The following is a 15,097-nucleotide window of genomic DNA, read 5'->3' as shown; positions in this document are numbered from 1 at the left end:
TTCACTGCCATCGCCCACTTCCTGGCCGGCCCGCCCCCGCCTGGACCGATGACGCCCAGGTTCTGATGGTTGTTGGGAACGGGCGTGACGGAAGAGTCCGGGGGCCTCGTCCTGCCCGCCCGAATCCGCCACTACCTACATGTTCTTGCGGGCCTTGCCCTTCAGCTCCTCGGCCGTGCCGCGCACGGTCTGTTCCGTTTCGGCAGCGGCCTGCTTCGTCTTGCCCGCCACACGGTCGGCGGTGCCTTTTGTGCGTAGCTCTTCGTTTCCGACCGCCTCGCCGGCCTTCTGCTTGGCCTTGCCGGCGGTCTCCTGAGCCTTGCCGCGGATCTTCTTGCCCTGCGCAGCCACGTGAATCAGCTCCCTGCGGCGTTGACGATGCTTACGGCTATTAATGCGGCTACCTCGGACGGCCTCCGCCAAACCTCGCCTTCCTGGATATGGGTCAATTGCTCGACAGGGCTGCGACCAGGTCGCCAACCTTCGGATCAGGGAGAGCCCTGGCCACGTCTGCCTGTGCGATGCGTCTCGGAAATTCATGGCGTCACGGCAAATGGCTGTTCGTGCCGAAACGGAAGACGAGCCCACGATCGTCTGCCATTTCGGGATGACCGGTTCGCTTCGGTGCTGTTCCCCGGACACAGCGTTTCATGCGCACGATCGCATCGTTCTGACATTCGAGGGCAGTCGACGCCTCTGCTATCGCGACCAGCGAAAACTCCAGGGAATTCGGCTCGCGGACGCCGCCGCCGTCGGGCGGATCCTCGGTCGCCTGGGGCCGGACGCGCTCGACGTGAACTGGATGCAATTGCGACAAATCCTGCATGAACGGCGTGGAGCGGTCAAAAGCGTTCTCATGGACCAGTCCGTCGTCGCCGGGCTCGGAAACCTCCTGTGTGACGAGGTCCTCTGGCGGGCGTAGGTCGACCCGCGGACGCCGGCCGTGGCGGTCTGGATTCGAGCCGCGTTGCCGGACGGCGGACGGTCTGGTGCCAGCGCTGAACGCCGCTGAGCGAGGTCGTGTGCCGGCCCGGCTCTGAGATCGAGTGCAGACTGCTGGCTGGGGTATATGTGCGTTATGACCCTGGCGCAGCGGCTGGGAGCGAGCTCGTGGGGAGGGGCGGTCCCGCGCGCAATGGACCAGATGGTGCGCACAGTCGGCGTCGAGGAGGAGTTCCTGCTCGTCGACCGGCACACCGGGCAGCCCGTGCCCAGAGCCCCGGAAGTGCTCGCCCGGGCTCGGCCCTCCCTCGGCGATCTGGTCCAGAGCGAGTTCTACAGCTGCGTTGTGGAGACATGCACTCGCCCGACAGCCTCCCTCACGGAGCTCCGCGAGCAGCTGCTTCTTCTGCGGTCGCAGATGGCCGCGGCGGCACGGCAGGCGGACTGCCTGCTGCTGGCATCGGGAACGCCCGTCATTCCTCCCGCCCGTCCCATCCCGGTCACCGACAAGCCTCGTTACCTGCGTATGCAAGCCCACTGCCAAGGTGTAGTGGACGGGGTGGAAGGCATCGCCTGTGGCTGCCACGTGCACGTGGGCACGCACGACAAGTCCGAAGCGGTGGCATTGTCCGGGCATCTGCGCCCTTGGCTGCCCACGCTCCAGGCCCTCGCGGCGAACTCCCCATTCGGCGGCGCACAGGACAGCGGCTTTGCGAGTCGACGATCGGTGGAGTTCGAGCGCTGGCCTTCCGTAGGTCCGTCGCCCCTGCTCGACCGCACCGGGTACGAGGCGACGCTGGATGCCCTGATCCACTCGGGAGTTGTCCTCGACCGGCGCTCGCTCTACTGGTATGCCAGGCCGTCGGAGCACGTACCCACCCTGGAAATACGGGTCGCCGACGTCAACGCCGACCTGCAGAGCACCGTTCTGCTTGCCGCGATCGTCCGTGGGCTGTGCGCGGCGCTGCTGGCCGACATGCGCGAAGAACGCCCGCCGGCCCCGGTGACGGATTACCAACTGCGCACGGCTCACCGGTGTGCTGCCCGTGCCGGTGTGACCGGATTCCTACCCGACCCCTTGACCGACCGGCTGGTGCCCGCCAGGTGGCTCGTCGGGAGGCTCCTCGTCCGCGCGGCGCCGGGTCTCGCGGCGGCCGGCGATCTCCCGGCGGCACTCAGCCTCCTCGCTCGCCACCTCAGCCTCGGCACCGGAGCGGACCGCCAGCGCGCCTGGTACCGCCACACGGGGCAACTCCGGGATGTCGTCGACGCGACAGCTCGCTTGACCATCTCCCCGACAGGGGCGTGATCTGTCGGCGCGCCTCGCCTTGTCCGTCGTTTCCGGGTAGAGCGTTCGGGTAACCGCCGGCTGAGCGGCAACCGGACCGTCCTCAGGGGAGCGATGCGATGAGCGAGACGGGCACGGCCCGCACGGACACGGTCACCACGAAGGTCCCCGCCCGGCTCGACCGGCTCCCCTGGTCCCGTTGGCACTGGACGATCGTCATCGGGCTCGGCACCGTGTGGATCCTCGACGGCCTCGAGGTCACCGTCGTCGGAAACGTCGCAGGGCGGCTCGCCGAGGAGGGCAGCGGTCTCACCATCAGCCCCGCCCAGGTCACCGGGCTGGCAGCGGCGCTGTACGTGGCGGGAGCCTGCTCAGGGGCGCTGTTCTTCGGCTGGCTGACGGACCGTTACGGACGCAAGAGGCTCTTCCTCGTCACACTGAGCGTCTATCTCGCGGCGACCGCGATGACCGCCGTCTCGACCCACGCCTGGTGGTTCGTCCTGTTCCGCTTCCTTACCGGCTTCGGCATCGGAGGCGAGTACGCGGCCATCAACTCCGCCATCGACGAGCTCATCCCCAGCAGGTACCGGGGCCGCGTCGACCTGATCATCAACGGAAGCTTCTGGCTCGGCGCCATGGCAGGCTCGATGCTGTCGGTTCTCGCCCTCAACACCGGCATCTTCCCCAAGGACGTCGGCTGGCGGCTCACCTTCGCCCTCGGTGTCGTCCTGGGCCTCGTCATCCTGCTCGTTCGCCGCAACGTACCGGAAAGCCCGCGCTGGATGTTCATCCACGGACGCGACCGCGAGGCCGAAGACCTGGTGGCGGACGTCGAACGGGAAGTGGAAGGGGAGACCGGCAAGCCGCTGCCCGAGCCGGGGGACTCCATCACCATCACACAGCGGCAGAGCATCGGGTTCGGCCTGATCGCCCGCACCGTCTTCCGTCCTACCCCAAGCGCGCCGTGCTCGGGCTGTCGCTCTTCATCGGTCAGGCGTTTCTCTACAACGCGATCACCTTTGGCTTTGCCACGATCCTCATCGCCTTCTTCGAGGTCCCCACCGACGCGACGGGCTACTACTTCACGGTCATCGCCCTCGGCAACTTCCTAGGGCCGCTCATCCTCGGCCCGCTGTTCGACACCGTCGGCCGCAAGCCGATGATCGCCGGTACGTATCTCACCTCTGGCGTGTTGCTGTTCGTCACCGCATGGCTTTTCGACAGCGGGCGACTGGACGCCCTGACGATGACGGCGTGCTGGTGCGTCGTCCTCTTCTTCGCCTCTGCGGGAGCCAGCTCCGCCTATCTGACCGTGAGTGAGATCTTCCCGATGGAGACCCGGGCCATGGCCATCGCCTTCTTCTATGCCGTCGGCACAGCCGCGGGCGGGATCTCCGGACCGTTGCTGTTCGCGGAGCTCACTTCCAGCGGCGTCGTGGGTGATACCGTCCTCGCATTCTGCGTGGGCGCGGCACTGATGACCGCGGCAGGCATGGTCGCGCTGTTCCTTGCCGTCAACGCCGAGGGCAGGTCACTGGAGTCCATCGCCGCACCGCTGTCGGCCCAGGCCGCTCCCGATCCGGTCGCTGCTTCCCGGTCCGGAGGGCCGACAGCGTCCCTTCGTCCCCGCGATTGAGGCCCGCAGCGCAGGGCGGTAGGCCGCTCATGCGAGACCGGAGCGAAGGCCCACTCTGCCCAGAGCGACAGTCGTCCACCAGGTCAATCGGGCAGACCTACTGGCGGGCGGCCACGGAGTGGGCTCATTGCTCCGCCCATGCTGCTGGCGAGCGCACGATTACGACCTCCCGCTTGATCAGGAGGACCCTCTCGACCGGCACGGCAGGCATGACTCTGCAATCTCCGGTCACAAGCAACCCGTACAAAACAACTGAACCTTGAGCAGGAAGGTCACCACACCGCCATGACGGTCCAGCCCGGCTACGCTCCGACTGCTTCAGGCACGACGTTCAAGCACATGGTCGAGGCGGTCTGCCATGAAGGCATGTACCCGAGCCGTGAGCGAGCCGAGGAGGTCATCCACGCCGTGCTCGTCGGCCTGGGCACACAAATCAGCGGACGGGTAAGCGTCGAGCTCGCGGCGTACCTCCCTTTCGAGGCAGCCGTCGTCTTCACAGCGCCGGCTCCGGAGTCGAGCCCCCTGACCGGCTGGGAGTTCGTCAAGGATCTCGCGGGTCGCACCAGTGGCACACCGGGTACGGCACGCTGGGACGCCGGCTCCGTCCTGCGCGTGATGAACCGCCTGGTTCAACCAGATCTGATCGACCGGATCCTAGGAGAACTTCCCCCGGGGTACAGCCTTCTCTTCGGCCGTTCTGAACTGCTTCAAGCGGTGCCCCAGCAGGGCCGTCGTGTCCCGTGAGCGGTGTCGCGAAGATCCACCTGCGAAGTGAACTGGTCAGCCGCTGAGATGCAGAGGTATGGAAGGGATGACGCAAATGCTCTTTCTGGTCGTGGCCCTGCTTGTGATGGCCATGCTCTTGGGGACCGCGGCTTACGCTCCCTGGCCGGTCACGGTGACGGCCGCCGCCGTGATCGCCCTATGGCTAGCCGTTTTCGCCATGAAGGAACGGCGCCGTCGCAACAGCGCAGGAAGCGCCTGAGCGGATGCGATTGACGGCTCCACCCAGCCGGAACACCGGCCGACGGGACACGGAGGGCATGGCTGTAGCGTCCTTCGTGCTCGGTCTTGTAGGGCTACTCGTGCTCAACGTCGTGCTCGGCCCCGCCGCCATCACGCTCGCCCTCATATCGTTGCGTCGGAATACGCCGCGACGCTTCCGGGCATGGCTCGGTCTACTCCTCGGAACAACCGATCTCGTGGTCTTCGGTGTGCTCGTAGTCGTCAACGGCGCGACACCCTGGACCGTTGTCGGTTAGTACGGTGTGGGATGTGACAGGGCTTCGCGGAAATGCTTCCCTGCCGAGACCGACGAGCCGGCACCACGTACGCGTCCGCGGGGTTGCCGGAGCCCTCGGCGGTCCGGACGGAGCCGGTGAATCCCTCGCCAGGATGCGGCCGATCGACCTCAGGGCGAACAGCGCCGTGACCGCCGGACGGTGCCCCACCGGCTGGCTCACCCTACGAAAGCAGTGGGCCTCAAGGGCGGCCGGCGAACAAGGGGTCGCGGGCGGCCCTCAGCCTGGTCGTGGCGTTGGGTGGCGTCAGGATGTGGTTTTTCGGAGGCCGATGCGGGGCACGACGCGTATGTCTTCGGTCGTGTGTGGAAAGCACGACGGCTGTCGGACGAGCGCAGCTCCTGAGTGTCAGTCCGCCGCGCCGAAGGCGTCGGCGCGTATGTGGGGCATGGGGCTGCCTGCCACTCGGTATGGTTCGTCCGGGGGGCGCATGGCCGAGGTGACTCGCACGGCCAGCGGCCCCGCCCACTCGTACCCGTTCCGTTCGCCATGGCGGGTCAGATCCTCGGCGAGCGCCTCTCCAAGCGTGCCCCCGCGGTGGCGCATCAACTCCTCGTAGACCGGCTCGTCGAGCTCCACCTCGTAGGCGTTGGGCACGATGACCCTGTTCTCGCTGCACACCACAGCGTGCTCATCACACGTACGACGCAACGCATCGAGTAGTTCGACGGGTTCATGATGAAGGGCCTTGGAGACCAGCGCGTTCTGCCAGCGCTCCAAGGCGCGCTCCCACCGCGTCAGTGCTTCCCTGCTCATAGGCCGGCGCTCGCCCCCTTCGTCAGCGGCGTCCGCGCAGTCGGCTGAGCAGCCCGCGGGCCTGGGCACGCCTGCGCGGGTCGGAGGCGGCGCGCCTGACCGAGGCGATGGTGCGACGGCCCTGCGGGCTCCGAGTGAACTCCTTGATGCGAGTCATGAATCCGGACATTGGCCCTCCTTCGGATCGTGTCCCCTCCGCTTACCCGCTGCCGCTCGAACGATGTCCGCACACCGCCATCAGGTGCTGCATGGTTTCGGCGGCACGTACGGCGGCATCGCCGCAACAGGTGTTGAACAGCACATGGAGCTCCCCGACTCGCTCAGCCAGGGAACGCAGACGGGGCCGCCACTCCCTGAGCTCGCTCCCCACGTAGGTATGGCGGAAGCGTTCTTCCTTGCTGCCGGTCTCCCAGGCGTCGCTTCGACCATGGAAGCGGACTACCGCAAGTTCCCGGGAGGTGTGTTCTTCAGGCTCAGGTCGAAGGTGTCATCGTCGCCATCGAGGGCGAGAGCGAGACCGATGCCGCCGCCAGCAGTGGTTGCGGTGTTGCTGGTGATGCGGCTGTTGGTGGCGGTGATGCTGGCGCTGTTCACGGCTTTGATGGCGCCGCCGTCGGCGTCGGCCTGGTTGTTGGTGAAGGTGGTGCATTCGAGTGTCAAGCTGCGATCGACACCGACGAAGACCGCGCCGCCGTCTTCCGTGCCGCTGCCGCCGCGGATGGTCAGGCCCGGCCCGTCCTCGCAGGTCCGGTCGCGCTCATAGCGGTCCTTGAAGCTGCTGACGAGCGCGGTGGCGAGGCCCCAGCCGTCACCGCGGCCCGGGCGGTGGTTCCGGCCCGGGCGGTGGTTGCCGTCACCGCGGCCCGGGCGGTGACGGCCCGGATGGTGGCCCTTGCCCGGGCGGTACTCCAGTTCGCTGCCGGTGCCGTCGAGGGTGAGGTCTCCCGCCGGACCGGCGACCTCGAAGATGCGGAACTGCGGTGCGGCGTCGGACCGTTCGATGACGGTGTCCCCGCCACCGATGAGCGTGATGGGGGTGGTGATCAGCGGCAGGCCGTTGGGGTCGCCGCTGGGGCCGGTGTTGTCCACTGCCGTGAGCCTGTAGGTGCACCTGGGGGCCAGCCGGATGGTGCCGCCCCCAGCGGTGTTGGCGGTGTCGATGGCGTCCTTGAGGGCTTGGACATCACAGGCAATGGCCTCGGCCGACCCGATAAGGGTCCGCCTGCGCGGACGCGGTGGGAACAATGACGAGGCCCAGGGCCAAGAGGGCGCAGGCACCGCCCGCTCTCGAAACGACTCCCATGACATCTCCAGAGGCGAGGAAATCACGAGCACCGTAGGGACCGCCGAGCAGCCCCGCCCTCAACACGCCCCATGGACATGGCAGCGCCACGCAGATGCCTCACTATTAGCCCCATGGGCAGAAAAGCCGATCAGCGGCCTTATCGCATGCTCGGAGGGTCCCTGGTTCGTTCCATGCCCCCGACAACGCTCCTTCCCATGGTCCGAGGGAGGGTCCATGGGTCCGGTCCAGCCCGGATGAGGCTGCTCCTGATCCGGGAACTCCGGCTTGCGGGTACTCACTGACCGGATCCCGCTGCTCACGCGGCGAGCTCACGGGCCTACCTCCTGGGCCGACGGCTCCACAGCCCGACGCGATGGCGTCAGGCGCTGACTGTTTCTGACCACGCGGGCCCGACACGGCCCCGCACACCCCGCGCCGCCCCGGTCGCCGCCGGCGAAACGACGTCCATGCCGCCGAGGAGGCTGACGCAGCGTGCTCGCCGGAGTGGCCTTTCGAGCCGGTAAGCAACGCGCGACGCCATTCACCTGCGCAGTTCTGAGGGGGTGCGCCCGGAGCAACGGCTACTCTCCGCTGTCGCGGGCAGCACGTCACGTCCTTTGCGTCGAGCTCGCCCGCAGCCTCAAAGCTGGTAGGAAGCCCGCCGTCGCCGGGGCAGGAGCCCGGGCGGAGCGGGGCCAGGCGGCGGGAGCGGCCGCGTCCCTCACTCCGCGGTGAAACCGAAGCCGCGCTGCCTGAACGTTTTTCGGCCCCGGACTTCGACGGGCGTGTCTGTGTGTGGGTGACGGGTACACGCACCGAGGGTCGGCCTCCCCGTCCGGGCCCCGACCTCCCAGGCAGGGAGGTGCGTCGCTGGTGGTGCCTGTCAGTGGGGGACAGGCACCACCAGCGGGACGGGGGCGGAGCAGCAGGATCGGCACGTCATGTGCCAGTGTGGAGGCATACCTGCCGAGCCTGGACCCGCCATGCGGAGCGGACGTACCTTCGTTAGTGGTCCACCGGACGGCCGATGATCGATCGGTTGCGCGCTCACCGCCGCAGGTGATTCGCTTTTGTTCACTGCCATCGCCCACTTCCTGGCCGGCCCGCCCCCGCCTGGACCGATGACGCCCAGGTTCTGATGGTTGTTGGGAACGGGCGTGACGGAAGACGCAGGCGAGCTCCACGAAGCGGTGGCGGAAGGCGGCCCCTTATCGATGCAGGTCACTTGGGCCGCCGCCGCGGCTTTCAGGGACTGGATGCGGACGCACCTCTCGTCTTGCGCTCGTACGCTGCGTAGCCTGAATCGCCCGACCGCTGCCCCGTAGGACAACCGGCGGTCATCACATCATCGTGCCTCTGCCATCCTGTATGTATGGTCGTCACCTTGTGAGAACCGCCGCCCGGGTCTCTCGGCGACGCCAGCACGCGGACGCACGGAATCAGGTGCCCCGGGCCATTCGCCGCACAGCCGTTCCCCGGAACCCGCGCCCCAAACCTCGCGCTGCGCGGAAGACGGGACGTGCTTGTGTTACTGCGGCGGTGGTAAACCAAGGAGACGAAGCCGGAACGAGGAGGGGAAGTGGCCATCGCCGCACAGGGTGGCGGGGGAGCCCCGCTTGAGAAGTTTCGGCGTAGCCTGCCGGCCGAGATATTCGAGGAAATCACGGCGGCCGCCTTCGCCGTGGACGACAAGGGCATCATCGTCGCGGTCAACGGGCGAGCCGAGAAGCTGTTCCAGAGAACGGCGAACGAGTTCGTCGGCCAGGACGCGCACGACCTGCTGCACCGTGACAGTCACGGACATCCGCTGCCTCGCAGCCGCTGCGGACTGCGGATGGCTCTCCTCACGAACAGCACCAGGCACAGCGAGCTGGACTGGTTCACTCGCGGTGACGGTGCGGTGCTTGGCTTGTCCTGGCTCATCACTCCCTGCGAGTTCGGCGTCGGAACTCTCGGCGCCTTGGTCCTGCTCTACCAGCCGGAGCACCCGGCAGACGCCCGCCAGGCCGAGGTCGAGGCCTCCACGAGGCTGGCGGAACTGGATCGACTCGCACTCCTCGCGGAGACCACCACCCAGCTCACCTCCACACTGGACGTGGACGCAGCGCTGCGCCGTCTGGCAGCACTGACAGTGCCCCGGCTCGCGGACTGGGCGGTCTTCGACCTGATCACCGAGGTCGACGAGGTCAGACGCGCACTGGTCGTACAGCACGAGGAAGGCGTGCTGATCGAGCGCCCTGACCTGCAGGGCCCGATGCCGCCTGTGCCACAGGAATCGCCGATGCCCCTGTCGCGGGCCCTGCGCGGTGCCGCCTCGACGCTCGCGAGCCCGTCCATGTACCACGGGCCACCGGACTCCGGTATCGCCGTCGAGCAGCAACGGCTCTTCAGCGAGACGGGCATGCACTCGGCCGCCATCGCCCCGATCCGTGGGCTGCGAGAGGTGCTCGGTGCACTTACCCTCGGGCGCTCGCGCCGGGCCGAGCCCTTCACCGCCTCCGATCTGCCGCTGCTGGAGGACCTCACCCGGCGGGCGGGCCTGGCTCTGGACAACGCACGCCTCTACGAACGGCAGCGCAAGGTCGCCGAGACGATGCAGAGGCATTTGCTGCCGCAGATGCCCACGGTGCCTGGGCTGGAGATGACGGCCCGGTACGTGCCCGCTCCGCATGCGTCCCAGGTCGGGGGTGACTGGTACGACGCCTTCTCGCTCTCCGACGGTGCGACCGCCTTGGCGATCGGCGACGTCGTGGGCCACGACCTCGATGCCGCCGGTGGTATGGCACAGATCCGCAACATGCTGCGAGCGTTCGTCTGGATGCATCCTGAGTCGCCATCCGTCGCGGTCACCCATCTCGACCAAGCGGTCATGCACATCGCTCAGGAACCGATGGCCACCATGGTGGTGGCCCGGCTCGCCAGGGGTGACTACGGATGCTGGACGTTGCACTGGGCCAATGCAGGTCATCCGCCCCCGCTCCTGGTCTCCGACGACGGCCGGACACGCTTCCTGACGGGCGGGCACGGCATCCTGCTCGGCACCGGCGGCCAGAGTGCCCGGACGGATGCCGTACTCACTCTGCCGCCGAGGTCCACCCTCGTCCTCTATACCGACGGACTGATCGAGTCCCGCCGCCACACCCTCGACGACGGCATGGACAGGCTCCGAAGACACGCCGCGTCCCTGGCCCGCCGCCCGCTGGACTCCTTCAGCGACTCCTTGCTCAGTCAAGCGCGCCCGGACGACAACGACGACGACGTCGCATTCCTGGCCCTCCGCACGCCTGATCAGGGCCACGCAGGCTGAACGCCAACCCTCGGTTGGGTGCGCTTGGAGAGCCTCGGTCATATGCGCCGCCGGAGGAGAGGCGGTGTCGGGAAGCGCACGCGGTCGCCTCGTACAGGGGGCCAGAAGCGCACAGGCGGTAGTGCTTCAGGAGCCCTTCGTCTGTGTCTGCAGCCTGCCGCTTCGGGAGCGCCATCTCAGGCACGGTCGTCCGTACCTGGTTTGAACGGTGCCGGCCGGGTCAGGTGAGCCCAAGCCCGACGATTGGGGTGGGGGACGAGCAGGGGGTGCGGGTGTCCAGTGAACTGCCACCGCGAGAGGTGGCACTGTTCGATCAGCTCGAAGCCGCTCTGCGGGCCACTCCCGCCCCCGCTCGCGTTACCCGGAAGGACCGCGTGCTCTTGGTGGCGAGCGTGGCTGCCGCGGTGCTGTCCGGCCTGCTTCTCCTCGTGTCTGCCACAGCGCGGTCTTCGCCCACCGGATGCCTCGCGGTGGCCGTTTGGGTAACCGCGGTTCTACTCGTCTCCCGGCACCTGGGTCATGGGCCCACGTGGCGCCGCCGCACACCTGAACCACCCGACATCTCGTACTGGTGAAGCGGTGGTTGAGGACTGCGCATGCCGTGCTGCGTCACACCGCGAGGCGGGTGACTTGACGAGTAGAGCTGAGGCCCGGGAGAGAGACACTCGGAGAGCTCGTGGGAGGAGCGCTCGGTGTGTGGATCGACGCGCCGGTGCAGCGCGGGGCCGTAGCCGTGAGGGCTCGGTGACTCCCCTGAAAGCGGTGATCTCCAGTGCGCTCGCGGTCCCCACTTTGGAAGAATGGACACGGACGGCGGCATAAACGGTTTGCGGTGGCGCGGCGAGGCCACCGAGAGTGGCCTGATGCATGACAGACCCCTAGTGACCGTGCGCGCCGCCACGCTGGAAGACGCGCCGTTGATCTGCGACCTCCTCAACGCCATCGACACCATCGAGATCGGCCGCCCGGACACCGACCTGCACACCGTCGAAGCCGACCTCAGCCATGCCGAGGTGGACACCGAGCAGGACACCTGGCTCGCCTTCGAGGGCGACCGACTGGTCGCGTACGCGCTGGTGTGGGACGACTCGGGCACTGACCGCATCGACGCCGACCACTACGTGCTGCCGGAACACCAGGCCGAGGGGGAGCGGCTCCTGGAACTGGCAGAGGAGCGGGCGCAGGCGCGCGCACGCGCCAACGGAGCCACGCAGGCCGTCGTGCACCTGCACCTCAACCAGCAGCCGACGACGGACACCGGGCGGCTCGAAGCCCGCGGCTGGCAGCGGGTACGGCGCTACCACGTGATGGAGCGCCCCCTGTCCGCCCGGACCGACCCCGTGCCGCAGCCGCCGCCCGGTACCACCCTGCGGGACTGCACCGCGGAAGCCGACCGCAGGCGCGCCCACGCACTGGTCGAGGAAACCTTCGCCGCACACTTCGACCACCAGAGCCGCAGCTATGAGCAGTGGCTGGAGGACATCGACGGCTCCCGTCAGGACTGGTCCCTGGTGTGGATCGCCTCGACCGAGGACCTCGGCGACACCGCGGTGCTCATATCGCGCAACGACCGCGCCAGCATGGGCTGGGTCCGCAACATCGGAGTCCGCGAGGAAGCACGCGGCAGAGGCCTCGGCGGCTATCTGCTGCGCCACGCGTTCGGCGTGTACGCCCGACTCGGCCGGGAGACCATCGGCCTCGGGGTGGACACCCTCAACAAGAGCGGGGCGCTGCGTATCTACGAGGCACACGGCATGCGCAGGCACTATGCCGTCGACACATGGGAAGTGACCCTCCCGGCCAAGAACGGCTGACCCCCTTTCAGGCCGCCTTCCTGACGTGGTGTTTTACAGTAGAGGCCGCCCAGTTCTGACCATAGGACCTGTGAGGGATAAGCGAATATGCCGACGGAAACGTTTGAGTTTCAGGTGGAGGCCCGTCAGCTGCTCCAGCTGATGATCCACTCGGTCTACTCGAACAAGGACGTCTTTCTGCGGGAGCTGGTCTCCAACGCCTCCGACGCGCTGGACAAGCTGCGCCTTGAGAAGCTGTGGGACGACTCGCTCGACGCCGACGTGTCCGACCTGCACATCGACATCGACATCGACAAGGGCGCCCGCAGCCTCACCGTGCGGGACAACGGCGTCGGCATGTCGTACGACGAGGTCGGGCGGCTCATCGGCACGATCGCCAACTCCGGCACCGCGAAGTTCCTCCAGGAGCTCAAGGAAGCCAAGGACGCGGCTGGACAGGAAGGGCTCATCGGCCAGTTCGGCGTCGGGTTCTACGCGGGCTTCATGGTGGCGGACGAGGTCACCCTGGTCACCCGGCGCGCCGGCGAGAGTCAGGGCACCCGCTGGACCTCGCGTGGCGAGGGCACGTACACGCTGGAGACGGTCGACGACGCCCCGCAGGGCACGTCGGTCACCCTCCACCTCAAGCCCGCCGACCCGGAGAACCAGCTCCACGACTACTGCTCCCCGTGGAAGGTCCGGGAGATCATCAAGCGGTACTCGGACTTCATCACCTGGCCGATCCGGATGGTGCCCGAAGGCGGCAGCGCCGAAGCAGCCACCGGCGACGACGCCCCTGAACCCGAGACGCTCAACTCCATGAAGGCGCTGTGGGCGCGGTCGCGCGGCGAGGTGTCCGACGACGAGTACCACGAGCTCTACAAGCACATCGGCCACGACTGGCGGGATCCCCTGGAGACGATCCGCCTCCAGGCAGAGGGCACCTTCGAGTACCAGGCCCTGCTGTTTCTCCCCGCGCACGCCCCGCACGACCTTTTCACCCGGGACTTCAAGCGCGGTGTGCAGCTCTACGTCAAGCGCGTGTTCATCATGGACGACTGCGAGGCGCTGCTGCCGCCGTACCTGCGCTTCGTCAAGGGCGTGGTCGACGCGGCTGACCTCTCCCTCAACGTCTCCCGTGAGATCCTCCAGCAGGACCGCCACATCGAGATGATGCGGCGACGGCTGACGAAGAAGGTCCTGTCCACGGTCAAGGAGATGATGACCAGGGACGAGGACCGCTACGCCACGTTCTGGCGGGAGTTCGGCACCGTGCTGAAGGAGGGTCTCGTCACCGACCCGGAGAACCGCGAGGCCATCCTGGCCTTCGCGTCCTTCGCCGGCACCCACCACGCCACCGAGCCGACCACGCTCAAGCAGTACGTGGAGCGGATGAAGGACGGCCAGGAGGCCATCTACTATCTCACCGGCGAGTCCCGCCAGAGCATCGAGAACTCCCCGCACATGGAGGCGTTCCGGGACCGGGGCATCGAGGTGCTGCTGCTCACCGACCCCGTCGACGAGGTCTGGGCGGACGCCGTCGGCGAGTACGAGGGCAAGAAGCTCCGCTCTGTCGCCAAGGGCCAGATCGACCTCGACACCGAGGACGACGACACCCCCGACGCGGAGCGGGAGAAGCAGACGGAGGAGTACGCCGGGCTGCTCGCCTGGATGACGGAGAAGCTGGACGAGGACATCAAGGAAGTGCGCCTGTCCTCCCGCCTCACCGTCTCTGCCGCCTGCATCGTCTCCGACGCGCATGACCTGACCCCGGCTCTGGAGAACATGTACCGCGCGATGGGACAGGAGGTCCCCCGCGCCAAGCGGATCCTCGAGCTCAACCCGGACCACCAGCTTGTGAAGGGCCTCAACCAGGCCCACAAGGACCGCGAGGACCACACCGGACTCGCCGAGACAGCCGAACTCCTCCTTGGGCTGGCCACCCTCGCCGAGGGCGGCCAGCCCAAGGAACCGGCCCGGTTCGTCAAGCTGATGGCGGACCGCCTGGAACGCGCGCTGTAGGCGTCTTGCGAGCCGTCGGCGGCCTGCCACAGCAGACCGGCAGGCCGCCGACACGGGGCGAACGGAGTGTCGACGGGGCGCCTTCCACCGCCGCCGTGCGTCCCGGGAGTATCCTCGCGCCGAACGACCGTCCTGGTGTCGCGCGAGGAATGGTGCCCATGCGTGAGATGAGCGGGCGCGAGTGGCGTTCCTTCGTCCTGGAAGGCACGAGGACCGGAAAGCTGGCGACGAACCGAGCTGACGGCAGACCGCATGTGACGCCGGTTTGGTTCCTTCTCGACGACTCGGAGACCGACGGCGGAGGGTCACCCCAGCTCGTCTTCACGACATGGCACGAATCCCTCAAGTGCAAGTCCCTGCGCCGTGATCCCCGCTTCTCGCTCTGCGTCGACGACCAGCAACCACCGTTCGCGTACGTCATGTTCGAGTGCACGGCACGACTCGTCGACGAGCCGGGCGAACTGGCCCTGTGGGCAGCGCGGATCGGCGCGCGCTACATGGGCGAGACACGGGGGCGTGAGTACGGCGAGCGCAACGCCGTTCCCGGCGAGTACCTGGTGCGCGCACGCGTGGACCGGGTGATCGCCCGCCACGGAATCGCCGAGTAGCACTGCTCTCGCAGCATCGAGCAGCACGGCGGACGGCAACGGGACGTGCCGGGCGCGGGCTCGCCGAAGCACCTGTGCGCTGCCCGGGCATCTGAGTAGCCGTACTCAGGCTCCCGCGGACCCCTGCCGCCATGATGAAGCGGCCGAGGAGAAGGAGCG

13 protein-coding genes and 2 pseudogenes are annotated in these 15,097 nt (G+C 67.8%); 10 read left to right on the top strand and 5 right to left on the bottom strand.

What is annotated here, in order from left to right:
- Window positions 1-135: 135 nt before the first annotated feature.
- Entirely contained in the window at window positions 136-351 is a 216-nt protein-coding gene (locus ABZ532_RS22430) for a CsbD family protein (RefSeq protein ID WP_361286343.1), read from the bottom strand.
- A 202-nt stretch (window positions 352-553) separates the two neighbouring features.
- On the opposite strand from ABZ532_RS22430, the gene ABZ532_RS22425 reads away from it, so the two are divergent.
- The 6 genes and pseudogenes from ABZ532_RS22425 to ABZ532_RS22400 all read left to right on the top strand — a co-directional run bounded on the left by ABZ532_RS22425 (window position 554) and on the right by ABZ532_RS22400 (window position 5,128).
- Window positions 554-922: a DNA-formamidopyrimidine glycosylase family protein gene (locus ABZ532_RS22425; RefSeq protein ID WP_361286340.1), complete on the top strand. Its 369-nt coding sequence runs from the start codon at window positions 554-556 to the stop codon at window positions 920-922.
- A gap of 222 nt (window positions 923-1,144) precedes the next feature.
- The gene (locus ABZ532_RS22420) at window positions 1,145-2,251 is read left to right on the top strand and encodes a glutamate--cysteine ligase (protein ID WP_361286337.1); all 1,107 of its coding nucleotides are present in this window, start codon (window positions 1,145-1,147) and stop codon (window positions 2,249-2,251) included.
- Between the two features lie 98 nt (window positions 2,252-2,349).
- Window positions 2,350-3,866, top strand: a pseudogene (locus tag ABZ532_RS22415) (MFS transporter).
- Window positions 3,867-4,151: 285 nt separating this feature from the next.
- A complete protein-coding gene (locus tag ABZ532_RS22410) occupies window positions 4,152-4,610 on the top strand; it encodes a DUF2267 domain-containing protein (protein WP_361286334.1) in 459 nt (152 codons plus the stop codon).
- Window positions 4,611-4,677: 67 nt separating this feature from the next.
- Window positions 4,678-4,851 carry a hypothetical protein gene (locus tag ABZ532_RS22405; protein WP_361286401.1) on the top strand — a complete coding sequence of 58 codons (174 nt, stop codon included), beginning with the start codon at window positions 4,678-4,680 and terminating at the stop codon, window positions 4,849-4,851.
- 4 nt (window positions 4,852-4,855) lie between these two features.
- On the top strand, window positions 4,856-5,128 hold the full coding sequence (locus tag ABZ532_RS22400; protein ID WP_361286331.1) for a DUF4190 domain-containing protein: 273 nt from the start codon (window positions 4,856-4,858) through the stop codon (window positions 5,126-5,128).
- A 387-nt stretch (window positions 5,129-5,515) separates the two neighbouring features.
- Here the strand turns inward: ABZ532_RS22400 and ABZ532_RS22395 are convergent, their stop codons facing one another.
- From ABZ532_RS22395 to ABZ532_RS22380, 4 genes and pseudogenes are all read right to left on the bottom strand, one after another.
- Window positions 5,516-5,923 carry an FhaA domain-containing protein gene (locus tag ABZ532_RS22395; protein WP_361286328.1) on the bottom strand — a complete coding sequence of 136 codons (408 nt, stop codon included), beginning with the start codon at window positions 5,921-5,923 and terminating at the stop codon, window positions 5,516-5,518.
- A gap of 22 nt (window positions 5,924-5,945) precedes the next feature.
- On the bottom strand, window positions 5,946-6,092 hold the full coding sequence (locus tag ABZ532_RS22390) for a hypothetical protein (protein ID WP_361286325.1): 147 nt from the start codon (window positions 6,090-6,092) through the stop codon (window positions 5,946-5,948).
- A gap of 30 nt (window positions 6,093-6,122) precedes the next feature.
- Window positions 6,123-6,383: pseudogene (locus ABZ532_RS22385) on the bottom strand (DUF72 domain-containing protein); the annotation flags it as partial.
- Complete coding sequence (locus ABZ532_RS22380) at window positions 6,362-7,012, bottom strand: hypothetical protein (protein WP_361286322.1); 651 nt, start codon at window positions 7,010-7,012, stop codon at window positions 6,362-6,364. The gene ABZ532_RS22380 and the pseudogene ABZ532_RS22385, both read right to left, overlap by 22 nt.
- A gap of 1,832 nt (window positions 7,013-8,844) precedes the next feature.
- Between ABZ532_RS22380 and ABZ532_RS22375 the strand changes: the two genes are divergently transcribed.
- The 4 genes from ABZ532_RS22375 to ABZ532_RS22360 all read left to right on the top strand — a co-directional run bounded on the left by ABZ532_RS22375 (window position 8,845) and on the right by ABZ532_RS22360 (window position 14,938).
- Window positions 8,845-10,515 (top strand): SpoIIE family protein phosphatase, encoded by a 1,671-nt coding sequence (locus ABZ532_RS22375; RefSeq protein WP_361286398.1) that lies wholly within the window; start codon window positions 8,845-8,847, stop codon window positions 10,513-10,515.
- A gap of 863 nt (window positions 10,516-11,378) precedes the next feature.
- Complete coding sequence (locus ABZ532_RS22370; RefSeq protein WP_361286319.1) at window positions 11,379-12,329, top strand: GNAT family N-acetyltransferase; 951 nt, start codon at window positions 11,379-11,381, stop codon at window positions 12,327-12,329.
- A gap of 87 nt (window positions 12,330-12,416) precedes the next feature.
- Window positions 12,417-14,330 (top strand): molecular chaperone HtpG, encoded by a 1,914-nt coding sequence (htpG, locus tag ABZ532_RS22365; protein ID WP_361286316.1) that lies wholly within the window; start codon window positions 12,417-12,419, stop codon window positions 14,328-14,330.
- Window positions 14,331-14,488: 158 nt separating this feature from the next.
- The gene (locus ABZ532_RS22360; protein WP_361286313.1) at window positions 14,489-14,938 is read left to right on the top strand and encodes a PPOX class F420-dependent oxidoreductase; all 450 of its coding nucleotides are present in this window, start codon (window positions 14,489-14,491) and stop codon (window positions 14,936-14,938) included.
- The last annotated feature ends 159 nt before the right edge of the window (window positions 14,939-15,097 follow it).

Source organism: Streptomyces sp. NPDC019396 (assembly GCF_040632375.1).
In the GTDB taxonomy this organism is placed as follows: Bacteria; Actinomycetota; Actinomycetes; order Streptomycetales; family Streptomycetaceae; genus Streptomyces.
The sequence above is the reverse complement of the archived record's forward strand: the minus strand, read 5'-3'. Positions and strand labels throughout refer to the sequence as shown.